The following is a 22212-nucleotide window of genomic DNA, read 5'->3' as shown; positions in this document are numbered from 1 at the left end:
CTGTTCCGCGGGCAGGCCATTTCTTCGTCATAGGAGCCGCAATCCGCCGAAATCGTGTTGACTGCCCCTTCGGTCTGGCATGCTGGTGCCATGGCTAGCCGCGCGGGCACTGTTGCCCAACCCCAAGACCTTGTTGACATCACTGCGCTACTGGATGCGTACTACGACGTATCCCCCGATCTGACGGACCCGGGCCAACGGGTGGCCTTCGGCACCTCCGGCCATCGTGGCTCCAGTCTGAAGGCCTCCTTCAACGAACCCCACATCCTTGCCATCACCCAGGCAATCGTGGAGTACCGGGCAGGCCAGGGCATCACCGGACCCCTGTACCTGGCCAAGGACACCCACGCGCTCAGCGAACCAGCCCAGAATTCGGCCCTCGAGGTGCTCGCGGCTAACGGCGTGCACGTGCTGATCGACGCCCGGCACGGCTACACACCCACCCCGGCGCTGAGCCACGCGATCCTCACGCACAACAACAACTCTGCCGCCGGCGCCCCCCAGGCTGATGGCATCGTGGTGACCCCCAGCCACAACCCGCCCGGCGACGGCGGGTTTAAGTACAACCCCCCGCACGGCGGGCCTGCCGACACCGACGCGACCGGCTGGATCGCCAACCGCGCCAACGAACTGCTGGAAAACGGGCTGCGCGGCGTTAAACGGATTCCCCTCGCCGAGGCGCTGAGCGCCGGCACCACGGGCAAGTTCGACTTCCTGTCCAGCTATGTGGACGATCTCCCCTCCGTCCTGGACCTCAATGCAATCCGGGAGGCGGGCGTCCGGATCGGCGCCGACCCGATGGGCGGCGCATCGGTGGACTACTGGGGCGAGATCGGCGAACGCCACCACCTGAACCTCACAGTGGTCAATCCCACCGTCGACCCGCAGTGGGCCTTTATGACACTCGACTGGGATGAAAAGATCCGGATGGACTGCTCCTCGCCGTCGGCGATGGCCTCACTGATCAACAGGATGGCTGCTGGTGCGGACGGGTCCGCTGCCTTCGACGTCGCCACCGGAAATGACGCCGACGCCGACCGGCACGGCATCGTGACGCCCTCTGTTGATGGACAGGGCGGGCTGATGAACCCGAACCACTATCTCGCCGTTGCGATTGACTACCTGTACCGGCACCGGACCGGCTGGAACCCGCAGTCCGTGATCGGCAAGACGCTGGTGTCCTCATCCATCATCGACCGGGTGGCTGAAAGCCTGGGACGCAAGCTGGTTGAGGTGCCGGTCGGTTTCAAATGGTTCGTCCCCGGGCTCCTGTCCGGGGAGGGGGCCTTCGGCGGCGAGGAATCTGCCGGCGCATCGTTCAACAAAAAAGACGGCAGCGTGTGGACCACGGACAAGGACGGCATCCTGCTGGCCCTGCTGGCCTCGGAGATCACAGCGGTGACAGGCAAGTCGCCGTCGCAGCTCTACCAGGGCCTCACCGAACAATTCGGCGACCCGGTCTACGCACGGATCGACGCAGCGGCCACCCGGGAGCAGAAGGCCGCACTCGGCAAGCTGTCGCCGTCGGACGTTACCGCCACGGAACTGGCAGGTGAAACAATCACGGCCAAGCTGACCGAGGCGCCGGGCAACGGGGCGGCGATCGGCGGGCTTAAGGTCGTCACGGAGAACGCCTGGTTCGCGGCCCGTCCGTCCGGTACCGAGGACGTTTACAAAATCTATGCCGAGTCCTTCAAGGGCGCGGAGCACCTCAAGCAGGTCCAAGCCGAGGCAAAGGCGCTGGTGGACGGCGTCATTTCCTGACCGGGCACACCTGCGGCCGTTGGGCCCTGTTTTAGGGCCCCCAGGAGGGATAAACTCAGGTGCGGCCCCGGATGCGGCCGTGCGCTCAACCGCAGAATTGCGTCCCGAGTGCCTCCGGCCTGTCCCCCATGGTGCCGGAGGCACCTCCGCGCCTGGACACCGCCGGGACCACCCCCTCGCCGGCGGCTTCCCGTCAGAGCGTGCGGACAACGTCCTCGTAGGCGAACTTCGGCTTCGGGGCACCCCAGGCGTCCGCGGCCGGCTGCCCGATATTAACCACCAGGAAGCTCCTTTGGCTGCCGTCGGGGAAAAACGCCGCATCAATAGCGGTGAAGTCTGCACCTGTCATGGGTCCGGCGGAGAAGCCAAGGGACCGGACGGCGAGGATAAAGTAGCCGGCCTGCAGGTGGGCGTTGTTGTTCCCGGTGGCCGCGGCGAGGTCCGGGGCGGCGTCGTACATGGCTTTGGGCGCGTTGTAGCCGGGAAGGAAGTTTTCCCACTGTTCCTGCCAAGACGTGTCGTAGCCCAGAACGGCGACAAGGGGCGCGGAGGCTGTTTTGGCGCGGTTGCCGTGGGCAAGGGTTTCGACAAGTGCCGCGCGTGCTTGCTCAGACCGGATGTACGTCACCCGGAGCGGCTGCGAGTTGAACGCGGTGGGACCAAACTTGGTCAGCTCGTAGATGGCCCGGGCCTGTTCGTCAGTGACCTCACCGGTAAACGTGCTCGCGGTGCGGGCCTCGGCAAAGATGGCGTCCACTGCTGCGGCGCCGATTACTGCTTCGTCATGGGCGATGGTCATGGGCATCCTTTTCGCTTGGCGTACCCGCCGGGTCGGCGGCCACTGAGTGCTGTCTTTAGTTGCAACTTCAACTTCTTGCCGTTCCTTCCCGCAATGCCCTGTGACCTCCGGCACGGACCTGCCGGCGGTGACACGGGCCGGAATCAGGGGCGCGGTAAAGTTGCTCCGGAAGATTCCTTCCCGCCCCACGCCACATATTCTCTGAAAGGCCCGGCAATGAGCATGCTCGGTACCAAATGGAAGCTCCACGGCAACGGCAGGTCGGTCCGCCCCGGTGAGGTTGTGAAGCCCGATGAGCGCCTGGCCTGGCCGCTGACCATCGGGATCGGGATGCAGCACGTCGTCGCCATGTTCGGTGCCACCTTCCTCGTCCCGATCATCACGGGCATGCCGCCGGCCACCACCCTGTTCTTCTCCGGTATCGGCACCCTGCTGTTCCTGGTTATTACCAGGGGCCAGGTGCCGAGCTACCTCGGGTCCAGTTTCGCCTTTATCGCGCCGATCATGGCCTCCCAGCAGCAGTACGGCGTTGCCGGCGCCCTCGGCGGCGTGGTGCTGGCCGGAGCCGGGCTGGCCATCATCGGCGCCGTGGTGCAGAAGTTCGGTGCCGGCTGGATCAACCGGCTGATGCCGCCCATCGTGACGGGCGCCATCGTGGGTCTGATCGGCCTCAACCTCGCGCCCGCAGCGAAGAACAACTTCGATGCGGCCCCCATCACCGCCCTCATCACGCTGGCCACGATCATCGTCGTCAGCGTCTTTTTCCGCGGCATCCTGGGCCGGCTGAGCATCCTGGTCGGCGTAGTGCTCGGCTACTTCGTGGCGATGATCCGCGGCGAAGTGGACTTCGCCAAGATGGACTCCGCTGCCTGGGTGGGGCTGCCGTACTTCCAGACCCCGGAATTCCACCTCGGTGTGGTGGGCTTGTTCGTGCCGGTGGTCCTGGTGCTCGTAGCGGAGAACATCGGCCACGTGAAGTCCGTGTCCGCGATGACCGGCCAGAACCTCGACGGCGTCTCCGGGCGTGCGCTGATGGCCGACGGCGCTGCCACTGTGCTTGCTGGCTTCGGCGGCGGCTCCGGAACCACCACCTACGCGGAAAACATCGGCGTGATGGCCGCCACCAAGGTCTATTCGACGGCGGCCTACTGGGTGGCGGGCCTTTTCGCAGTCGTGTTGAGCTTCTCACCGAAGTTCGGCGAACTCATCGCCACCGTCCCGGCGGGCGTGCTGGGCGGGGCGGCGACGATGCTCTATGGCATGATCGGCGTCCTCGGGGTCAAGATCTGGGTGCAGAACAAGGTTAACTTCGCCAACCCGGTAAACCTGACCACGGCCGCCGTCGCGCTCATCGTCGGGATCGCCGACTACACCTGGACCATTGGCGACCTGAAATTCACCGGCATCGCCCTCGGCTCCGCCGCGGCCCTCGTGATCTACCACGGCATGAAGGCCATCGCAACGGCCCGGGGTACCGTTGCCGAGCCCGAAACCGAGACTGTGGCCCCCGCCGCGGCGACGCCGGGCAGGCGCGCGCCGAAGAAGCGCCGCTAACGGCCGCTTCGCCCGCCGCCTGCAGCCGAAAGGCCGGGAGCCGAACACCACCCAAGGTGCACGGATCCCGGCCTTCGCTGTCCAGGGTCCCGCTGTCTGCGGGCGGCGGCTTTAGCCGGCGTCGAACGCTTCCGTGCTGTCCCCGTCGCGGTCCTTCCGTGCCTTGTCCTCGGGCAGGTCCGTTCCCGATCCGTCGGGCAGACCCGCCGCGTCCTGCCCGGGCTCCGAGGAGAACGGCCGGCCGGCGTCGGGCCGTTCGGTATTGGTCTCGTCCATTTCCGCCTCCGAGGACGGCATCGCCGCCTCGGAATTCTCGTCGGCGTCGGCGTCGTAGCCAGGTGTGGTGCTGGCGTTTTCTGCACTCATTTGTTCCTCCGTTCCTCCGAAGCGTCCTGCCCCGGGTTCTCCTGCACTGTCTTGGTCTGCGGCACCTAACTGGCTCAGGTTCGGGGCCCCGGCCGGGTAGGTCTCCCCGTCCGGGCTGTCCTGGCTGAGTCCTGCGGCGTCGAACGCTTCTTCATCACGCGGCTGGGCGAACTTGGTGGTGTCGCCGCCGGGCAGTTCCTGTTCCGCGGTCGGCGTGCCGTAGCCGCCTGCTTCCTCAATCGGTTCCTGCTGTTTCTCCTGAGTCATGCTGTTCCTCCCGTGCTGGAAATGTGAACTGCGTGGATTCTTATTCGACAACGGCACGTGGCCAGGACGTGGCGCCGGACCCGCGAGGATCGCACCGTGAAGTCACCAATTCCACCCTACCCGGAATTCATCAGTAGCCTTAGCATTCGCTTGAACTTCTTTCACTTCAAGCCTAAGTTGAGTGATGGCTGCCGCCGCAGCCGGATTCGCATACCCCCGGAGGCCCAGCCGTGACCGATCGACCGTCCATGCGTGCGCCGGGGCCGGAGCCGTCGTCAGGCCTGGCCGCGCAGGTGCACCGGACCGAATCCGCCATCGAGAAGCTCGACCGCAACTGGTTGGAGTTGCTCCAGGAATTGCGGGTGCTGCAGACCGGCGTGCAGCTCCTCGCCGGTTTTCTGCTGACCCTGCCATTTCAGGCCAGGTTTGAGACATTGGACAGGTTCCAGACGTCCCTCTATCTTGCCAACGTGTCGCTGGCCGCCCTCACCACAGCCCTGATCCTCTTGCCCGTGAGCGTGCACCGGCGCCTGTTTCGGCAGCATCTCCGGGCCGCCCTCGTGTCCAATGCGGACAAGATCGCCAAAGTTGCCCTCTCCGGCATCGGACTGCTCAGCGTCGGCACCACCGCCCTGATTTTCGATGTCACGGCGGGCCGGGCGGCGGGGCTCACTGCCGGGGCGGTGCTGCTTGCAGTGTTGTTTATCCTCTTGGTCATCGTGCCCAGGAGGCTGCGCCGGCACGCCGAAGAAGGCAGAATGAGATAGCCCGCGAGGAGAACCCGTCATCAAACAGATCGCGGAACGCACTTTCGGACAATCCCCCGGCGCTTTAGGCCCCTTCAAGCACCTGGCTGGTGGCCCAGGCAAGGTACTTCGCGGCGTTTGCGACGGCGTCCTCCGGGCTGGCGGCGATATCGAGCAGCTGAGCAGCCGCCACAACACCGTGCCGGGCCAGGTCCTCGGGTGTGACCAGGATCCGCCCCGCGACCACAATCACCGGGATGCCGAGGCGCTGTGCGGCGTCGGCGAGCGCAATCGGCGCCTTGCCGGTCAGCGACTGCGAATCGAGTGAGCCCTCGCCGGTGATCACCAGGTCCGCGTCGGCGAGCTTTCCGGCGAGTCCGGTGAGCCCGGCGACCAGGGCGAACCCGCCTTCCAATGCGGCGTTGCCAAAGGCCAGGAATGACGCGGGGAAGCCCCCCGCGGCCCCGGCCCCGGGAACATTGACGTCCCGTCCGGTGGCCTGGCGCAGGATCGAGGCCCAATTGCGCAGCCCGGCGTCGAGCAACTCCACGGCGTCGGCATCCGCGCCCTTCTGCGGACCGAACACGTGGGCTGCCCCGTCGTTGCCGAACAGCGGATTCTGCACGTCGACGGCGATCCGGAACGTCACAGCGGCCAGCCTGGGATCCAGGCCGCTGACATCGAGCACTGTCACGTCCGCGAGCGAGCCGCCGCCGAGCGGCACCACATTTCCGGCGTCGTCCAGCGGTTTGAGGCCCAGCGCGCGCAGCGCACCGCTGCCGCCGTCGGTCATCGCCGAACCGCCCAGGCCCAGCACTATCTCGGTGGCGCCGGCGTCGAGGGCTGCGGCTATTAGCTGGCCGCAGCCGTAGCTGTGCGCGCGCAGCGCGTTGGACGGGGTCGGCGCCATGTGTGCCAGGCCGGAGGCCTGCGCGGTTTCGATCACGGCTGCGGCACCGCCGAAAGCGTCCTTTCGGAGTGCCCAGGCTGCTCCAACGGGTGCCAGGATCGGCCCGACGACGGCGTTCAGCCGTTCCTCGTACCCCGCGGCGACGGCCGCCTCAAGGGTTCCTTCGCCGCCGTCAGCGACCGGGAACTGGACGGCTTCGGCGTCCGGATAGACGCGCAAAGCACCTTCGGCGATGGCAGAGGCGGCTTCGGCGGCCGTCAGGGAGCCTTTGAACTTGTCCGGGGCGATCAGGATGCGCATGGCTCTATCCTGCCAGTCCGGCGGTCCGGGCCGGTCGCCCCGACGCAGTGTCTAAGCCCAGCACCCACGTTCCTGCAGGACTTCCTTGAGCAGGTCAGCACGGTCGGTGACAATCCCGTCCACCCCCAGGTCCAGCAGCCGGTGCATTTCCGCGGGGTCGTTGATGGTCCAGACATGGACCTGCAAGCCGTGACGGTGGGCGCGCCGGACGAAGCCAGGGGTCACGACGGTCACGGCACCGTAACTGGCCGGAACCTGCAGCGCGTGGACCCCCTGCAGCGTCCGGCGCGTTACAGCGGCCATGACCGCGGCCGGGAGCACAGGTCCCAGCAGGACAAAGAGGGCGTTGGATACCATGCCGGCCGAACCAGCCGCAGGACGGCTCAGCTGCCTGAGCACGGCGCGGCGCCGGCGGTCCGAGAAACTGGCGATCAGTACACGCTCGTGCAGGCCGAACCGTTCGATCACCGCCACGAGGGGGTCCACCGAGGTCCAGTCTTTGACGTCCAGGTTGAACCGGACCTCCGGGAAGGCGGTGGCGAGCTCCTCAAACAACGGAATAGGCTCCGCGCCGCCGATTCTGGCGAGCGCGACGGTAGCCGCCGGGAGTTCCGAGATCCGGCCGCGGCCATCCGTGACCCGGTCCAGGGTTTCGTCGTGGAACAACAGCAGGACACCGTCGGCGGTGGTGTGCACATCCGTCTCCAGATAGCGGAACCCGAGGTCGACGGCGGCGCGGAACGCGGCCATGGAGTTTTCCAGGCCGTCCCGGGAGAAACCGCGGTGCGCCATGGCCACGGGAAGGCACGGGCCGACGCCGGAGGCAGGTCCGGAGGCGAAAAACGGGTGCGGGGTGCTCACTCCTGAAGCCTATCGGAGCCCCGGACCGCACCGGACGGCTGCAACCGCCAGGTGCCCGGTCAGTTGGCGGGCGGAAGGATCTGCACGCCGTCACTGCAGTGCAGCAGCGTGCGCCCGCGGCCGCCGTCGAGGTGCACCCACACAGCTGTGTGGTCCGCCGTGATGGCGTCTACCCGGCCTCCGGTCTCGTAGCCGGGCGCCAGCCGGACACTAACACGGTCACCCTGCTGCAGGCTGTTCCAGTGCTCGTCCGGCACCACCCGGCGCAGGGGCGTGTCGTCCGAGTTGTCCATGCGGTATCTGGCCATGATTTCCCACCGTCACTCAACTGATCCGTCGTGAAACTCCACGGTAAAACGCCAAGGTGAACGTCAGTTGTCCGGAGGCTGGGAGTCCGGTGTCAGTGCGGTCAAGGGCGCAGGAGGCCGAGCCCGGCGAGCTTACCCTCGAGAATCTGCGCGACGCCGTCGTCGTCGAAGTGCGGCGCCTGCTGTCCGGCGGCGCGGATGGCCTCGGGGTGGCCGCTGGCCATCGCGTAGCCGTCCCCGGCCCAGCGAAGCATTTCGATGTCATTGGGCATGTCACCGAACGCCACCACGTCGGCGGCGCCGACGCCGAGGGAAGACGCGTATTCGGCGAGCGTCACGGCTTTGTTGACGCCGGGAAGCGATAGTTCCAGCAACGCCATGTTCGGCGCGGAGTGCGTCGCGGCTGCGAGATGGGCGACGGCGGGAGTCACCTCGGCCAGGAAATCATCGGCGCTGCCCTCCCGGACAATGGCCAGGAACTTCACGACGGAGTCCCCGGCGGTCAGCGTGCTGTGCAACGGTGCGGGGGTGACCTCGGCCAGCAGCCGGCTGGCGCCGTCGTCGAGGAATCCCGGTTCCAGATGGAAACCGGTCAGGGTTTCGGCGGCAAAAAATGCCGAAGGGCGCAGCCGCCGGATGATGCGGCGGGTCTCGAACACGGCGTCCAGCTGGAGGGCCCGGGCCGAGAGCAACCGGTTTGCTTCGAGATCCCAGACCACAGCTCCGTTGGAACAGATCACCGTGCCGGTGTGGCCCAGCTGTTCCTCGAGGGGGTGCAGCCAGCGCGGCGGACGTCCCGTAACGAAGACCAGTTCGATGCCTGCTTCCCGGCAGGCATGGAACGCACGGACGGTCCGGTCACTGATTTTCCCGTCATGGCCAAGGATCGTTCCGTCAATGTCACTTGCTACCAGCCGCATACTGCCAGTCTACGTGGGCCGCGGGACCGGGACGTGGCCGGACAGCCCCGCCTAGAGGTCGATGGAAATCACGGCGCGTTCGGTGGCGGCCGCAGAACGGGCTCCGGTGTCGGAGCTGACTGCCCGTGAGACGCAGCAGCACATCTTCGCCGCGGCGTGCTGCTGGCGCTCACTGTAGAAGACGTCCCGGTGGTCGATGGTGCCCTGGACACCAAGAAGCCGGACTTCACAGAGCCCGCATTCGCCTTTGCGGCAGTCGAACATCACGTCGACGCCGGCATCCTCAAGGGCTTCCAGCATGGACTTGCCGGCGCCGACGGTTGCCTCCACCCCCAGGCGGGGGACCCGGACCACAAATTCCTCCGGGTCAAACCAGCCGCTGTTGCCGAAGGTCTCGTACCGCAGGTTCGGCAGGCTGAGTCCGAGCGCTTGCCAGCCGCGTTTCACGGCATCCATCAGCCGAATCGGCCCGCACATATAAAGCTCCGACTCCGGGTCCACCCCGGCCAACAGCTCATCGACGTTCAGCGCCGTGCCCTCATCGTCCACGTGCACGCGAAGGGCCCCGCCGTGGAGCTCCTCGAGCTGCGGCAGGTAGGCCATGGCAGCGCGGCTGCGTCCTGCATAGACCAGGACGTACTCGGCCTTGATGTTCCTCAGGACCCGGGCCATATTGACCATCGCGGTAATACCGATGCCGCCGGCCAGCAGGACATACCGCGGCGCACCGACCCGGAGCGGAAAATTCTGCAGCGGCTGCGTGATCTCCAGCCGGTCCCCGACCTGGAGTTCCTGCATAAAGACCGCCCCGCCCCGGGATTGCGGGGACAGGAAGACGCTGATGGCCAACTGCTGCCCGTCCTCGCTGGAATCCACGACGGAGTATGAGCGCTTCTGGCGTTCACCGTTTATTGTCACCATCACGTCAATGTGCGTGCCGGGCTCCGCCCTCCTGGGCAGGGCCGGCGCGATGACCAGGCGCCTGGTCTGCGCGGTAAGGGACTCCGCCTCGACGACGGTGCCCGCCTGCCAGACTTCTGTGTTTGTTGCTGCCATGTCGTTCTTCTAACTTTTCAGCGGATCCGGAACAGCGGGAAGGCAATCAGGTGGTCGGGATGAGCCGGCCCTCGGCGGCCAGCTGGCGCTCGATCAGGCGACGGACCCACATCCCGCCGGCGTCGATGTTCAGGTTGTAGAACTCGTAATCCGGATTTGCATCGATTGCTTCCTGCTGTGCCTTGAGCATGGCTTCGTCCTCGCCAAAGACGCCGTGGACGCCGTCGCGCAGCTGGGTGGTGATGAGCTGGCTTTCCAGCCGGTAGTTGCGCATAAAGGCCCAAAAGTAGTGGCAGGTCTTGGCACTTTCCGGCGAGATGGTATTCATCACGAAGCCGTTTACGCCCTGGCTGCGGTCACCTTCGGGCGCCCCGGTACCCGCCTTGGCGACGCCCACGTCGATGTTGATTGTCGACGGCGACTGGAAGGTAATGATCTGCCAGCGGTCCACCCGGCCTTCGAAGCCCGGGAACTTGTCCCGCATGTTCTTGAGCCAAAACGGCGGGGCGTCAATATCGAGCATCCAGCGGGAGACCGTGACCGTGTTGCCGTCCTGCGTGACGACGAAGTCAGATTCGCTTAATTCGTCCTGGCCGATGGACGAGGAATGGACGAACTCCTCGTGGGTGAGGTCCATCAGGTTATCAAGCACCAACTGGTAGTTGCAGGGGGCGAAGATCGTCTCGCCGTCGCCGGCCCAGCCGTCGGAACTCATCTGGTGCATGTCGGGGATAAGACCCGGATCGGCCCGGGTGGGGTCACCCAGCCAAACCCAGATGTAGCGGTACCGTTCAATCACCGGAAACGAGGGCACTGTCGCACTCGGGTTAATGGTTTCCTGGGCCGGCATCGACACGCAGCGGCCCGCGGAGTCGTAGATGATGCCGTGGTAGGGGCACTGGATCTGGTCCTTCGCCAGGGTCTTGCCCATTGACAGCGGGGCCAGACGGTGCCAGCACGCGTCCGCGAGGGCCACTGCCTTGCCATCCTCGGTGCGGTACAGGGCCAGCGGCCGGTCGGCGATCCGGCGCGGCATTGGCTTCCTGGTGACCTCGTGGTCCCACGCGGCCACGTACCAGGCGTTCAGCGGATAGCCCAGCACCTTGTTCGTCGTCGAGCTCACAGACTGCATCATTGCCGTCATGGTCATTCCTTCCGGTTCCGGCTACTATCTACCTTCATAGGTAGTGTTCTGAATCACAGCATATCTATGAAGATAGATAGTGACAAGAGCCGCCAACACCTGACCCTGACCTCCGCGACGACGCGAGGGCCGGACCATCCACCGAGAGGCAGCCCCGTGAAACTGATGGACCCCACAATCTGGGACGGCAAAATCTTTACCGGAAGCTGGACGCTTTCGGACAGCGGCGACACTGCCGTTGTTGAACCGGCCACGGGCAAGGAGCTGGGGCGCATCGGCACCGCGTCGGCCGACGACGTCGACGCAGCCTGCAAGGCGGCTGCCGCCGCCCAGCCAGCATGGGCTGAAACCAGCTTCGAAGAGCGCGCAGCGGTCCTGCGGCGTGCAGGCATGTTGTTCGAACAACACGCCGACGAGATCCACGAGTGGATTATCCGTGAGGCAGGCTCGATCCTGCCGAAGGCCCAGCTGGAAACCCATACCGCGGCGCAGGAGTGCTTTGAGGCCTCAGCCCTTCCCTCCAGGGGCCAGGGCGAGCTGCTTGCGGCCGCAGATCCCGAGCGGCTCAGCTTCAGCCGGCGGGTTCCGGTCGGCGTCGTCGGGGTGATCGCACCGTTCAACGTTCCGCTGATCCTGGCCATCCGGGCCGTGGCCCCCGCGCTGGCCCTCGGAAACGCCGTGGTGCTAAAACCGGACATGCGGACTGCCGTGGCCGGCGGCGTATCGATCGCCCGGGTCTTCGAGGAGGCGGGCTTGCCGGCCGGAGTCCTGCAGATGCTGCCGGGAGGAGCGGAGGCCGGCGCTTCGCTGGTGGCCAATCGGGAAACCCGCGTCATCGCATTCACCGGTTCAACGGCCGCGGGCCGCCGCGTCGGGGCCTCGGCTGCCGAGCATCTCAAGCGGGCGCACCTCGAACTCGGCGGCAACAACGCGATGATCGTCCTAGCCGATGCCGATGTGGAACTGGCGGCCTCCAACGGCGCCTGGGGCTCTTTCCTCCACCAAGGCCAGATCTGCATGACGGCCGGACGCCATATCGTGCACGAATCCATCGCGGACGAGTATGTGGCGCTGCTTGCCGAGAAAGCCAGGCAACTCACTGTGGGCGATCCCTTCACCGAACAGGTGGCTCTGGGCCCGATCATTGACGTGAAACAGCGGGACAACATCCATCGGCTGGTCACCGACAGCGTGGCCGGCGGCGCCACGCTGCTTGCGGGCGGCACCTTCGACGGGTTGTTCTATGCGCCCACCGTGCTGGACGGGGTGCGTCCGGATACGCCCGCGTTCTGCTCGGAAGTCTTCGGACCGGTGGCGCCCGTGATTCGCTTCAGCACGGTTGAGGAAGCCGTGGAGTTGGCCAAGGATTCCGAATACGGGCTCTCGGTCAGCATCATAACTTCCGACGCGATGAGTGCTTGGAGCATCGCACGGCACATCCCGTCCGGGCTGGTCCACATCAACGACCAGACCGTTGGCGATGAAGCCCACATTCCCTTCGGCGGTGTCCGCAATTCCGGGACCGGCGGTCGGATCGGCGGCGCCGAGGCCAACCTGGAATCGTTCACCGAAAACCAGTGGGTCACCATGCAGGCCAAGCCTGCCCGGTACCCCTTCTAAGCCGAAACCCGCGCGACTGGAATCAGCATGCCAGCGGGCCCCGGACCCGGGGTCCGCCGGCGCGCGGGCTCAGGCTTCGAGCTTGTCAATCAACTCCAGCCCGCGGCGGGCCCATGCGACTTCAGCTTCGGCCCGGTCGATCATGCCTTCATAGGTGAAAATCTTGTAGCCTGCGATTTTTGCCCGGTCCTCTTCCGGCGCGGATTCCAGGCGCCGGGCCAAGGTGGGATTGCTGCGGTCCTCGAGGCTGGCGATCATCTCCCGCCATTGCTGTGCCCGTGACGAGTGGTAGTCAATATGGGCGCGCATCTGGGCCCTGGCCGCATCTGGTTCAGCCCATTCGAGGTAGGCGGCCTTGAGGTGGATCGGGTCGCGCTCCCGCGCATAGTCGAGCGTGGTATTCATCCAGGCCCGGAATGCCTCCACCCCGTCGGGGGTAATGTGATAGCGCTTCTTCTTGCCCTTTTGGCCCCAGGCTTCTTCCACCCCGCCGAGCAGGCCGTCCTTTTCCATCCGCCGTAGTTCCGGGTAGATCTGCGAATCCGGAGCGTGCCATACGTAGCCGACCGAGCGCTCAAAGTGCTTGTAGACGTCATACCCGGTGAGGGGCTGGGACGTCAGCAATGCCAATAGTGCGTACCGCAGGCTCATCTGCCGCCGATCTTCTTCGTCAAGAACCCGGTCGGGTGTTTTTCGCCCGCCCGCCGGGGCTCATCCCATTAAACCCCTTGTCAACTATCTATGGAGATAGTTATGATGTGTGTCACGCCACATACCTATCACTATAGATATGCGGCAGTAGGTCCTCCTTCGACGACGAAGGGCAGGCCTCGACGCCGACGGCCCGGCACGGAGCACCCGCTCGTTTCACGCCAGGGCCCACCCGCCACCGCCGGCCAGTCCGCGGATTCCAGAAAGTAGTCACCCATGCAATTGCAGGAACGCATTGACGCGTCACGCATGTCGTTGTACCAATGGCTCATTGTCGGTTTGTGCATTGTGCTGAACGCCTTGGACGGCTTCGACGTCCTGGCCATGGCCTTCACCGCGAATAGCGTCACCCGCGATTTTGGCCTCAGCGGCGCAGAACTTGGTGTCCTGCTCAGTGCCGGGCTGGTCGGCATGGCCATCGGTTCCTTGGGCCTGGCTCCCTTCGCTGACGTCATCGGACGCCGGCCAATGGTCCTTGTCTCCGTCGCCCTTGCCGCCGCAGGAATGCTGCTCGCCTCCCTTTCCCATTCGGCCGTCGAACTCGGGATCTGGCGGATCGTGACCGGCCTGGGCATCGGCGGCATCCTCGCCTGCACCAACGTGATCGCCAGTGAGTACTCATCCAAGCGCTGGCGCGGTCTGGCTATCAGCATCTACACCGCCGGATACGGCGTGGGGGCAACACTGGGCGGGGCAGCTGCCGTTACCCTGCAGGCCAGTTTCGGCTGGCGCTCGGTGTTTCTCTTCGGCGGCATCTGCACCGCCGCCGTCTTTGTACTGCTCGCCTTGCTCCTGCCGGAGTCGGTGGACTTCCTGGCCACCAGAAGGCCCCGCAATGTTGTGGCCAGGCTGAACCGGATCGCCCGCAAAATCGGGCAACCGGCAGTGACTGAACTGCCACCCGCAGCCGCAGCTGCCGGGCGCAGGAATAAGGTGTCCGAGCTCTTCACCGCCGGAACCCGACGCTCCACCTGGCTTGTCTGGCTGGCCTTCTTCGCCGCCATGTTCGGCTTCTACTTCGTCAACAGCTGGACTCCGCGACTTCTGGTCACGGCCGGAATGACCGAGAGTCAAGGCGTGATCGGCGGGCTTATGCTCACCTTGGGCGGTACTTTCGGGTCGCTGCTCTACGGTTTGCTGACCATTCGCTGGAACAGCCGCAAGGTGATGGTCGTCTTCGCCGTCCTCTCCGCGGCCACCATGGTGATGTTCATTTCCACTGCGGGAATCCTGGCCCTCGCCTTTGTCGCCGGCGGAGTCGTGGGCATGCTGATCAACGGCTGCATTGCCGGGATGTACACCATCACCCCCGCCTTGTACGGTGCCTCCATCCGGAGCACCGGCGTCGGCTGGGCCATCGGAGTCGGCCGGGTGGGCGCGATCGTCGCGCCGCTGATCACCGGCGCCCTGCTGGACGCACACTGGACCGCGTCCATGCTCTACATGGGAGTCGGCGTTGTGGTGCTGGTGGCCGGCGGCGCCGTGGCCGCGATGCGCCCGGACCTCGCCGAGACCACAACAGCAGCTAAAGCCGCGGCCGAGGAAAGCCTGGCGTCGGCGCCCTGACGCCGTCCGCGGCAGGCGGCCACCAGAGCCTAGTGCTGTTCGAAGAGCCCCGTCAGCTGCGCCCGGCCAAGCGTGTGGCTAAAGAGCGCAAAGCCCAGGCTGGCAGGACTGCCGTCGATGTCGACCCCTAGCTGGTCGACGTCGACGGCGTGGACCACGATCAGGTAGCGGTGCGGCCCGTGCCCCTTTGGCGGCGCCGCCCCGATGTAGCCGGCGAATCCGGCGTCGTTCCTCAACTGCAGGGCCCCGGCCGGAAGGGCCGCGCCGTCGCGGGAACCGGCACCGGCCGGAAGTGAGCTGACATCAGCCCGAATGTTCAGCACGGCCCAGTGCCAGAACCCGCTCGCCGTGGGGGCGTCGGGGTCATAGACGGTCACCGCGAAGCTCTTCGTCCCGGCCGGTGCACCACTCCAGCTCAGCTGCGGGGACTCGTCCGTGCCGCCGGCGCCCATAAGGCCGCTGCGCTGTGCCGGGGGAAGGGTTCCGCCGTCCTCGAAGGACTCGCTGCTGACCTCGAAAGCGGCGACGCTGGGAAGTGCTGCGTAAGGATTATGGGCCGTCATGGCTGCCTTTCTCGTTCTTCCTGCTGTCCGGCCGGGCCTGCCAGGGGGTGCCGGAACCCACGCTACCAGCCTCCAGCCGGGCCAGTTCCGCGCGGGTGGGCGGGTTGGCGCCGGCGCGGGAGACGGTGACAGCGGCGGCCCGGGAGGCATGGGCGAGGAGATCCCGCAGGCTTTCGGCCGAAAGCCTGCAGAGCTCCTGGCGGTTTTGCGCCCCGTCCAGCCCCCGGTCCACAACCCCCGACAGCAGCGCCGCCATAAACGAGTCCCCGGCTCCAACCGTGTCCGCGACCTGCACTGACGGCGCGGCGAAGTGGGCTTCGCCGGCGGCATTCACACCCCAGGGCCCCCGGGCGCCGCGGGTCACCACCACCATGGCCGGACCCACCGAGCCGCCAAGTGCCAGCCAGCGGCGGGCGGAATCAAGCGGGTCCTCGCCGGGGTAGAGCCACTCCAGGTCCTCGTCCGAGGCCTTCACCACATCCGCCAGGCGGACGAATTTCTCCGCCTGCCCCCGTGCATAGTCCACGTCGGTGATGATGCTGGGCCGGCAGTTGGGGTCGAAACTGACGGTGGCCAGCGGGTGGGCGTGTTCGACGGCGGCGAGCACCTCGGAGGCGCCTGGAGCCAGCATGGTTGCTATCGAGCCGGTATGCAGCAGCGTCGTTGACTGCAGCATCAACGGCAAGCGGTCAGCGAGGCCGGGCAACTCCCAGGCGAGCTCGAACGTGTAGCTGGCGGCGCCGTCGTCGTCGATCAGGGCGGTGGCGACGGACGTGGGCAGCTCGTCGGGACCCACCGGGAGCATCACCGAGCTGGACTTCAGGTGTGCCGCCACGGCCTCGCCGTACGCGTCGCGTCCGTAGCGGCCAATGAACTGCACGGGATGATCCAGCCGCGCAAGTCCGACTGCGACGTTTAGGGGGCTTCCGCCGACATGGGCCTGGATCCCGGAGGAACGCTGGACTACATCTACCAGGCCCTCGCCAATTACAGTGAGCATGTCAATACTCTGCCAGAGAACGCGGGCCGGCGCGCTGCCGTACCCCGCGGCTACCGTGCGGGGCCGTCCTGCTGGTAAACATCCGGAATGCCATCGTGGTCGGAGTCGACCTTCTCGGCCTCTTCGGCCTGCCGGTATTGCCGGTTCCGGGTCTTGAGCACCGCCGTTGCCAGCAGGGCCGCCAGGAGGGAAGCCGCGAGGATCCCCACCTTGGCATGGTCATCGTGAATGCTGCCCTGACCGAAGCTCAGCTCGGCCACCAGAAGCGATACCGTGAAGCCGATTCCGGCCAGCAGGGATACGCCAAAGACGTCAACCCACTTAAAGCTGTTGTCCAGCCGCGCCTTGGTGACCTTCGTGAGCAGCCAGGTTGTGCCCATGATGCCGATCGGCTTGCCGAGAACCAGCGCCGTGATGATCCCGACGGCCACAGGGTCGGTCAGCGCCGAGAGCAGGCCGTCCCAGCCACCCACGGCAACGCCTGCGGAGAAGAACGCGAAGATCGGGACCGCGATGCCGGCCGAGATCGGCCGGAACCGGTGTTCGAAGATCTCCGCCAGGCCCGGTCCGGCCTGCGGGCCGCCGCTGGCTTGGGAGCGCATGACCGGAATGGCGACTCCAAGCAGGACACCGGCTACGGTCGCGTGGATGCCGGAGGCATGGACGAGCGCCCAAGTTACCGCGCCCAGCGGCAGGAGGATCAGCCACGCGGCTGCGGGCTTGGTCCCGAAGAACCGCCGGTATTTATGCGCCAGGAAGGTATAAAGAGCCAGTGGAATCAGCGCCAGCAGCAGCGGCAGCGGCATAAGATCGCTGGTGTAGAAGACGGCGATGATGGTGATGGCGATCAGGTCGTCCACCACGGCAAGGGTCAGCAGAAAGATCCGCAGTGCACTGGGCAGATGCGAGCCGATGATGGCAAGCACGGCAACGGCAAAAGCGATGTCGGTGGCCGTGGGGATTGCCCAGCCGCGCAGGGTTTCCGGGCTCGCGAGGTTTACGACGGCGTAGATCACCGCCGGGATGGCGACGCCGCCGACGGCCGCAGCCACCGGAACGATCGATTTGTCCAGCTGCCGCAGGTCCCCGGCGATGAACTCACGCTTGAGTTCGAGACCGACCAGGAAAAAGAAGATCGCCAGCAGCCCGTCGGCCGCCCACGCCCCGACGCTCAACTCCAGGTGCCAGGGTTCGTAGCCGAACTTGAAGTCCCGTAGCGCAAAATAGCTCTCGGACACCGGGGAGTTGGCCCAAATCAGCGCGATCACGGCGGCGGCAACCAGCAAGGCGCCGCCGACTGTTTCCTTCCGGAGGATCTCGCCGATCCGGAGGGACTCGGCGTAGCTGCCGCGGCCGAAGATCGTCAGGCGAGGGCGGGGAGAGGATGGTGTGGGGCTCATGCGGGAGTCCTAAAAGTTGGGTCGACAGAACTATGCCGACCAGACTTCCCGGCGCACCTGTAGTCCAGTCTAGGGGGTCAGGACATCGTGCTGAAGCGTTCGGCCTGGGCTTTGCTGCCCTGGACAATGATCTGGTCGTCGTCGTAGAGCACCGTTTGCGCCGTGGTGTGGCCCCATTTGCCGCCCGGCCGTTTGACCGCCACGATCGTGACTCCGTACTTGTCCCTGAGGCCGAGCACACCCAGCGGCCGGTCTCGGATGCCCGACGGCGGGCTGGTCCGGACCATAACAAAGTCGTCCTCAAATTCGACATAGTCAAGAATCGAGCCGAGGACCAGGTGCGCGACGCGCTTGCCCATGTCATGTTCGGGCCGGATGACGTGTTCGACGCCGAGCTGGCCAAGAATTTCGGCGTGCGGTTCGCTGATGGCCTTGGCCCAGATCTGGGGCCGGCGGAATTTGAGGATCCGGGAAGTTGTCAGGATGCTGGCTTCGATATCCGAGCCGATCCCGACCACCGCCCGGTCGAATTCGTGGACCGAGAGCTGGCGAAGCACCTCTTCCTTGGTGGAGTCCGCCCGGACCACATGGGTCAGGCGGCCGTTGAAGGACTGGACGATTTCTTCGCTGGAGTCGATGCCGAGAACTTCGGTTCCCTGCGCCTCAAGTTCCAGGGCCAGCGAGCCGCCGAAGCGGCCCAGTCCAATAACCACCACCGACGACGCCTTGTCAACGGCTGCAGCGGCATGGGAGGAGAAGATGTTCCTAGCCAATGAGTGGCCTTTCCTTGGGGAATTCGTAGAGCACGGGGCGTTCGCGCAGGGCCAGGGCGGCGCCAAGCGTCACCGGGCCCAGCCTCCCGACGAACATCAGCACGATCAGCACGAGCTGACCCACCGGCGGAATAGCGGCTGTGATGCCGGTGGAGAGCCCTACAGTGGCGAACGCCGAAATGACCTCGAACAGGATCCGTTCCTGCCCGAAGTCGGTGACCAGCATCAGAAACATCGTCGCGCCCGTGACTAGCGCGATTGCCAGCAGCACGACGGTAATGGCTTGGCGGTGTACTGCGCGGGACAGGCGTTTGCCGAAGATGTTTACGGCGGTCCCGCCCTGGAGTTCGGTACTGAGAATAAAGAATAGGACAGCGAACGTGGTGATTTTCAGGCCGCCCGCAGTTCCGGCCGGGCCGCCGCCGATGAACATCAGGATGTCCATGCCCAGCCAGGACACTGGATTCATCTGCCCGATGTCAATGCTGTTGAACCCGGCGGTCCGGGTAATGACGGACTGGAAAAAGCCTGCGAGCACCTTCTCGGCCGGATGCAGCCCGCCCAGCGTTGCCGGGTTGGCCCATTCGACGGCGGTCAGGAACGCGGCGCCGCCGACCAGGAGGATGGCCGAGCCAACGAGAACGAGTTTGGTGTTCATGCTCCAGTGGATCGGCCGCCGGTATTGGCGCCCGAGCTCAAAAAGTACCGGGAAGCCAAGTCCACCAATGATCACTGCGGCAGCGATCGGCAGACAGATCCAGGGATCGCCGACAAACCCCATGAGGTTATCTGAATACAGGGCAAATCCGGCGTTGTTGAAGGAGGAGATGGAGTGGAACACTCCGTGCCAAAGCGCTTCGCCAAGCGGATAGCCGTACCCGGCCATAAAGCGGATCGCCAGCACCAGCGCCAGGACCGCCTCCACCGCCAGGCTGATGGCCAGGACCCCGACGAGTACTTGGCGCACGTCGCCGAAGCCGCTGCTCTTGGTCTCAGCGGCTGCGGAAATCCGGGACCGCAGGCCCAGCCGGCGGGCTGTCAGGACCCCGAGCAGCGTGCCGAAGGACATCACCCCGAAGCCGCCGATCTGGATCAGGACCAGGATGACCACCTGGCCGAATCCACTCCAGAAAACTGGCGTGTCCACGGTGATCAGGCCGGTGACACAGACGGCGGAGGTCGCAGTGAACAAGGCTTCCAGCACGCTCGCCCCGCCATCGCCTGCCTTGGCCACGGGAAGCAGGAGCAGCCCGGTACCGGCGGCGACGGCCGCGGCAAAGCCGAGCACGATCACCTGGGCCGGGTGGCGGGGCGCGAACGCACGGATAAACTTCGGGAAGCCCCCTGCCAGGGCGCGCAGGACCGCGGGAGCTTCAACGTGCATAGGGCTCACGCTATCACCGGGTGGCGCATGCCACCGAAGGGCTCAGCCCAGCAGCAACTGGGCCAGTTCGCGGCACTTCCGGTACGCGCCCGCCTTGGGGTCTATCAGGGCGAAATGATCGCCCGGGACTTTCACCAGCTGAACCGGGGCGGCGGCCGACTTTGCCGCCGCAGCGTACGAGTCGGACTGGCTCACGGGAACGGTGTCGTCGTCCATGCCGTGAACGGCATAGACGGGTACTGTCAGTGGGACCGCGCTGATTGGATCAGCGTATTTATGCCGCTTTGGGTATTTCTCCGATGAACCACCCAACAGGTTGCTGACGGCGCCGTTACTGAGGTTCAACCGCTCGGCCTCAGCGAGATTGAGCACACCCGATTGGCTGACGACACCGGTCAGCTGCACCGCCCCGTCGTCGCCCCTGCGCAGCAGTTGGCGGTCCGCGTCCGGGGCCCCAAGCCGGGCGAGGCGGGACCGTCCGGCGGCCCACACCGCGAGATGACCGCCGGCCGAGTGTCCCAGCGCCACGACCTTGCCCAACTCGAGTCGGTGGTCGCCGGCAATGTCGCCGAGCTTGTCGATTCCAGCGAGTACGTCGGAGAAGGTGTGTGGCCAGCCGCCGCCGTTGCCGGCTCGTCGGTATTCCAGGTTCCACGCAGCCATGCCGTGCGCCGCTAGGTCCTTGGCCAGGGGTTCACCGAGTTCCGCGCCGTACTGCGAGCGCCAGTAGCCGCCGTGGATGACCACCACCACACCCTTGGCGGCGGCAGTCTCCGGCAGGAAGAGCTCCCCCCACTGGCTTGGGTCATCGCCGTAGCTGTACCTATGCCGCTTCACACTGTCCTCCTTGGGGCCTGGCGAGCAGTCGGCGAAGACTGCCCCCAAAGTCACCGTCGCTGCGGCCGCGATCAAAGCCCGACGCCGCACATCAGCCATCTGCCGAGCCTACCCTGACCGCCGCGCGGCACGGCGCAAGGCGACTCCGCGCCGGTGGCAGGGCCGCACTCCCGCCGAGCCGCAGTTTCAGGTCGCGCCGCCGACCCCGGGGGTGTCAGCCCTCCGCCGTCGTACCCCGGCCGTAAGCTGGGACCATGGCGAGCAACTGGGATCGACTGGACCCGAACCTGCGCGAATCCGTGCAGGAAAACGTAGAACTCTACGAGCGGGTGCGACCTGCCCTGAAGCTGGTCACCCGCGAGGTCCTGCTGACACTTCGGGCCATGCTCAAGGGCACCGAGGTGACACCGCTGTTCGTCACCGGCCGGACCAAGACTGTTGAATCCTTCCGGGAGAAGATTTCACGGACCGAGGAACCGCTGGAGCCGGGCGGTCCGCCGGTGCTGAAGTTCCCGGACCCGTTCCGGACCCTGAACGACATGGTGGGCATCCGGGTGATCACCAAGCTGCCCGCGGAAAACGCCGTCGTGGCCAACCTGATCAAGCGCCAGCGTCAGCTCTTTGACTGCCGCGGCGACCGCGAGAAGGACATCGGCTCGATCGAGTCGGGGACGTACGGCTATTCCAGCCGGCACCTGATCCTGCGGACGATCCACAACGAGGCCGTCAAGGAGTATCAGGAAGCCTTTAACCCGGAAGCCCAGCCCAATGGCAGCTACTTCTTCGAATGCCAGATCCGCACCGTGTTCGCGCACGCCTGGAGCGAGATCGAGCACGACATCCGGTTCAAGGCCGAGGATCCGCGCGCGTGGACGCCGCACTTCGACCGCCAGTTCACCGCCACGGCCGCGATGCTGGAAACGGTGGAGGGAGCGTTCGCTGACCTGCACGAACGCTACGAGGAAGTCCGCAGCTACTGGGACATCGACGGCGAAGGAGCCGCCCAGCTCACCCCTAACCGGATCCGCGATGTCTGGCGTACACTGCTGCCGCACGTGGACCGGAAGGTCGACGACGACTGGGGCTGGGCCGCCGAACTGATGGCCGCCCACGGCCTGAACCAGACCATGCAGCTGGCCGGGCTGCTGAGCGCCAACCGGATCACCGAGGTCCGCAGGGCCCTGGACCACCGCTACTCCCCCGGCCCAGACCGTCTCTTGGATGACCTGTTGCTCTGGCAGTACGGCACCAAACATGTCGACCTCACCGCCGAACCGGCCGACGCCGTCCCACACCCGCGGCGGGACAGCCTCCAGCGGCGGCTCAAGCAGATCGAGCGCTATCGGCTGACGCAGGGGTAGGA

The 22212-nt window shown here is 65.9% G+C and carries 21 protein-coding genes; 6 read left to right on the top strand and 15 right to left on the bottom strand.

The features are described from left to right. Positions 1–90: 90 nt before the first annotated feature. The gene (gene pgm / locus ABIB49_RS00440) at positions 91–1764 is read left to right on the top strand and encodes a phosphoglucomutase (alpha-D-glucose-1,6-bisphosphate-dependent) (RefSeq protein WP_226773101.1); all 1674 of its coding nucleotides are present in this window, start codon (positions 91–93) and stop codon (positions 1762–1764) included. A 193-nt stretch (positions 1765–1957) separates the two neighbouring features. On the opposite strand, the gene ABIB49_RS00435 is transcribed toward pgm, so the two are convergent. Further along, the gene (locus ABIB49_RS00435; protein WP_226773102.1) at positions 1958–2563 is read right to left on the bottom strand and encodes a malonic semialdehyde reductase; all 606 of its coding nucleotides are present in this window, start codon (positions 2561–2563) and stop codon (positions 1958–1960) included. Positions 2564–2779: 216 nt separating this feature from the next. Between ABIB49_RS00435 and ABIB49_RS00430 the strand changes: the two genes are divergently transcribed. Further along, entirely contained in the window at positions 2780–4117 is a 1338-nt protein-coding gene (locus tag ABIB49_RS00430) for a uracil-xanthine permease family protein (RefSeq protein WP_226773103.1), read from the top strand. Positions 4118–4228: 111 nt separating this feature from the next. On the opposite strand, the gene ABIB49_RS00425 is transcribed toward ABIB49_RS00430, so the two are convergent. Further along, positions 4229–4750 carry a hypothetical protein gene (locus ABIB49_RS00425; RefSeq protein ID WP_354156552.1) on the bottom strand — a complete coding sequence of 174 codons (522 nt, stop codon included), beginning with the start codon at positions 4748–4750 and terminating at the stop codon, positions 4229–4231. Between the two features lie 248 nt (positions 4751–4998). On the opposite strand from ABIB49_RS00425, the gene ABIB49_RS00420 reads away from it, so the two are divergent. Further along, positions 4999–5517, top strand: coding sequence for a DUF6328 family protein (locus tag ABIB49_RS00420; protein ID WP_256446425.1), 519 nt, complete (start codon positions 4999–5001; stop codon positions 5515–5517). A gap of 64 nt (positions 5518–5581) precedes the next feature. Here ABIB49_RS00420 and ABIB49_RS00415 read toward each other — a convergent pair whose 3' ends face one another. From ABIB49_RS00415 to ABIB49_RS00390, 6 genes are all read right to left on the bottom strand, one after another. Beyond that, positions 5582–6706: a glycerate kinase gene (locus ABIB49_RS00415; RefSeq protein ID WP_226773106.1), complete on the bottom strand. Its 1125-nt coding sequence runs from the start codon at positions 6704–6706 to the stop codon at positions 5582–5584. 51 nt (positions 6707–6757) lie between these two features. Then, entirely contained in the window at positions 6758–7498 is a 741-nt protein-coding gene (locus ABIB49_RS00410) for a glycerophosphodiester phosphodiesterase family protein (protein WP_226773115.1), read from the bottom strand. A gap of 128 nt (positions 7499–7626) precedes the next feature. Next, entirely contained in the window at positions 7627–7875 is a 249-nt protein-coding gene (locus ABIB49_RS00405) for a hypothetical protein (RefSeq protein ID WP_226773107.1), read from the bottom strand. Between the two features lie 101 nt (positions 7876–7976). Then, positions 7977–8795, bottom strand: coding sequence for an HAD family hydrolase (locus ABIB49_RS00400; RefSeq protein WP_226773108.1), 819 nt, complete (start codon positions 8793–8795; stop codon positions 7977–7979). 51 nt (positions 8796–8846) lie between these two features. Then, entirely contained in the window at positions 8847–9851 is a 1005-nt protein-coding gene (locus ABIB49_RS00395) for a PDR/VanB family oxidoreductase (protein ID WP_226773109.1), read from the bottom strand. A 46-nt stretch (positions 9852–9897) separates the two neighbouring features. Then, the gene (locus ABIB49_RS00390; protein WP_396021199.1) at positions 9898–10995 is read right to left on the bottom strand and encodes an aromatic ring-hydroxylating oxygenase subunit alpha; all 1098 of its coding nucleotides are present in this window, start codon (positions 10993–10995) and stop codon (positions 9898–9900) included. 165 nt (positions 10996–11160) lie between these two features. Between ABIB49_RS00390 and ABIB49_RS00385 the strand changes: the two genes are divergently transcribed. Then, positions 11161–12615 (top strand): aldehyde dehydrogenase family protein, encoded by a 1455-nt coding sequence (locus ABIB49_RS00385; RefSeq protein WP_348774697.1) that lies wholly within the window; start codon positions 11161–11163, stop codon positions 12613–12615. A gap of 69 nt (positions 12616–12684) precedes the next feature. Here the strand turns inward: ABIB49_RS00385 and ABIB49_RS00380 are convergent, their stop codons facing one another. Further along, a complete protein-coding gene (locus ABIB49_RS00380) occupies positions 12685–13266 on the bottom strand; it encodes a PadR family transcriptional regulator (protein ID WP_226773112.1) in 582 nt (193 codons plus the stop codon). Positions 13267–13542: 276 nt separating this feature from the next. Here ABIB49_RS00380 and ABIB49_RS00375 point away from each other — a divergent pair, with 276 nt between their 5' ends. Beyond that, the gene (locus tag ABIB49_RS00375) at positions 13543–14892 is read left to right on the top strand and encodes an MFS transporter (RefSeq protein ID WP_354156551.1); all 1350 of its coding nucleotides are present in this window, start codon (positions 13543–13545) and stop codon (positions 14890–14892) included. Between the two features lie 29 nt (positions 14893–14921). Here the strand turns inward: ABIB49_RS00375 and ABIB49_RS00370 are convergent, their stop codons facing one another. The 6 genes from ABIB49_RS00370 to ABIB49_RS00345 form a co-directional block, all read right to left on the bottom strand. After that, a complete protein-coding gene (locus tag ABIB49_RS00370; RefSeq protein ID WP_282359475.1) occupies positions 14922–15455 on the bottom strand; it encodes a YbhB/YbcL family Raf kinase inhibitor-like protein in 534 nt (177 codons plus the stop codon). Next, the gene (locus ABIB49_RS00365; RefSeq protein WP_354156550.1) at positions 15442–16455 is read right to left on the bottom strand and encodes a carbohydrate kinase family protein; all 1014 of its coding nucleotides are present in this window, start codon (positions 16453–16455) and stop codon (positions 15442–15444) included. The genes ABIB49_RS00370 and ABIB49_RS00365 overlap by 14 nt, the downstream gene beginning before the upstream one ends. A gap of 50 nt (positions 16456–16505) precedes the next feature. Further along, positions 16506–17855, bottom strand: coding sequence for a Na+/H+ antiporter NhaA (gene nhaA / locus ABIB49_RS00360; protein ID WP_226773513.1), 1350 nt, complete (start codon positions 17853–17855; stop codon positions 16506–16508). A gap of 77 nt (positions 17856–17932) precedes the next feature. Then, positions 17933–18628: a potassium channel family protein gene (locus ABIB49_RS00355; protein WP_226773512.1), complete on the bottom strand. Its 696-nt coding sequence runs from the start codon at positions 18626–18628 to the stop codon at positions 17933–17935. Then, on the bottom strand, positions 18621–20012 hold the full coding sequence (locus ABIB49_RS00350) for a TrkH family potassium uptake protein (RefSeq protein WP_226773511.1): 1392 nt from the start codon (positions 20010–20012) through the stop codon (positions 18621–18623). Before ABIB49_RS00350 ends, ABIB49_RS00355 begins: the two co-directional genes overlap by 8 nt. Positions 20013–20054: 42 nt before the next feature. Continuing rightward, positions 20055–20849 carry an alpha/beta hydrolase gene (locus ABIB49_RS00345; RefSeq protein ID WP_354156643.1) on the bottom strand — a complete coding sequence of 265 codons (795 nt, stop codon included), beginning with the start codon at positions 20847–20849 and terminating at the stop codon, positions 20055–20057. Positions 20850–21103: 254 nt separating this feature from the next. On the opposite strand from ABIB49_RS00345, the gene ABIB49_RS00340 reads away from it, so the two are divergent. Next, on the top strand, positions 21104–22210 hold the full coding sequence (locus ABIB49_RS00340; protein ID WP_226773510.1) for a GTP pyrophosphokinase: 1107 nt from the start codon (positions 21104–21106) through the stop codon (positions 22208–22210). Positions 22211–22212 lie beyond the last annotated feature (2 nt).

Origin of the sequence: Arthrobacter sp. UYCu512, from assembly GCF_040547075.1 — a bacterium.
Taxonomy (GTDB): domain Bacteria; phylum Actinomycetota; class Actinomycetes; order Actinomycetales; family Micrococcaceae; genus Arthrobacter.
Note: the sequence above shows the minus strand (reverse complement) of the source record. Positions and strands in the feature narration are given on the sequence as shown.

Bases quoted from the DNA above. Each gene is read 5' to 3' on its own strand.
- pgm (WP_226773101.1), top strand. From the start codon at position 91: ATGGCTAGCCGCGCGGGCACTGTTGCCCAACCCCAAGACCTTGTTGAC.
- ABIB49_RS00435 (WP_226773102.1), bottom strand. From the start codon at position 2,563: ATGACCATCGCCCATGACGAAGCAGTAATCGGCGCCGCAGCAGTGGAC.
- ABIB49_RS00430 (WP_226773103.1), top strand. From the start codon at position 2,780: ATGAGCATGCTCGGTACCAAATGGAAGCTCCACGGCAACGGCAGGTCG.
- ABIB49_RS00425 (WP_354156552.1), bottom strand. From the start codon at position 4,750: ATGACTCAGGAGAAACAGCAGGAACCGATTGAGGAAGCAGGCGGCTAC.
- ABIB49_RS00420 (WP_256446425.1), top strand. From the start codon at position 4,999: ATGCGTGCGCCGGGGCCGGAGCCGTCGTCAGGCCTGGCCGCGCAGGTG.
- ABIB49_RS00415 (WP_226773106.1), bottom strand. From the start codon at position 6,706: ATGCGCATCCTGATCGCCCCGGACAAGTTCAAAGGCTCCCTGACGGCC.
- ABIB49_RS00410 (WP_226773115.1), bottom strand. From the start codon at position 7,498: ATGGCGCACCGCGGTTTCTCCCGGGACGGCCTGGAAAACTCCATGGCC.
- ABIB49_RS00405 (WP_226773107.1), bottom strand. From the start codon at position 7,875: ATGGCCAGATACCGCATGGACAACTCGGACGACACGCCCCTGCGCCGG.
- ABIB49_RS00400 (WP_226773108.1), bottom strand. From the start codon at position 8,795: ATGCGGCTGGTAGCAAGTGACATTGACGGAACGATCCTTGGCCATGAC.
- ABIB49_RS00395 (WP_226773109.1), bottom strand. From the start codon at position 9,851: ATGGCAGCAACAAACACAGAAGTCTGGCAGGCGGGCACCGTCGTCGAG.
- ABIB49_RS00390 (WP_396021199.1), bottom strand. From the start codon at position 10,995: ATGACGGCAATGATGCAGTCTGTGAGCTCGACGACGAACAAGGTGCTG.
- ABIB49_RS00385 (WP_348774697.1), top strand. From the start codon at position 11,161: ATGGACCCCACAATCTGGGACGGCAAAATCTTTACCGGAAGCTGGACG.
- ABIB49_RS00380 (WP_226773112.1), bottom strand. From the start codon at position 13,266: ATGAGCCTGCGGTACGCACTATTGGCATTGCTGACGTCCCAGCCCCTC.
- ABIB49_RS00375 (WP_354156551.1), top strand. From the start codon at position 13,543: ATGCAATTGCAGGAACGCATTGACGCGTCACGCATGTCGTTGTACCAA.
- ABIB49_RS00370 (WP_282359475.1), bottom strand. From the start codon at position 15,455: ATGACGGCCCATAATCCTTACGCAGCACTTCCCAGCGTCGCCGCTTTC.
- ABIB49_RS00365 (WP_354156550.1), bottom strand. From the start codon at position 16,455: ATGCTCACTGTAATTGGCGAGGGCCTGGTAGATGTAGTCCAGCGTTCC.
- nhaA (WP_226773513.1), bottom strand. From the start codon at position 17,855: ATGAGCCCCACACCATCCTCTCCCCGCCCTCGCCTGACGATCTTCGGC.
- ABIB49_RS00350 (WP_226773511.1), bottom strand. From the start codon at position 20,012: ATGCACGTTGAAGCTCCCGCGGTCCTGCGCGCCCTGGCAGGGGGCTTC.
- ABIB49_RS00340 (WP_226773510.1), top strand. From the start codon at position 21,104: ATGGCGAGCAACTGGGATCGACTGGACCCGAACCTGCGCGAATCCGTG.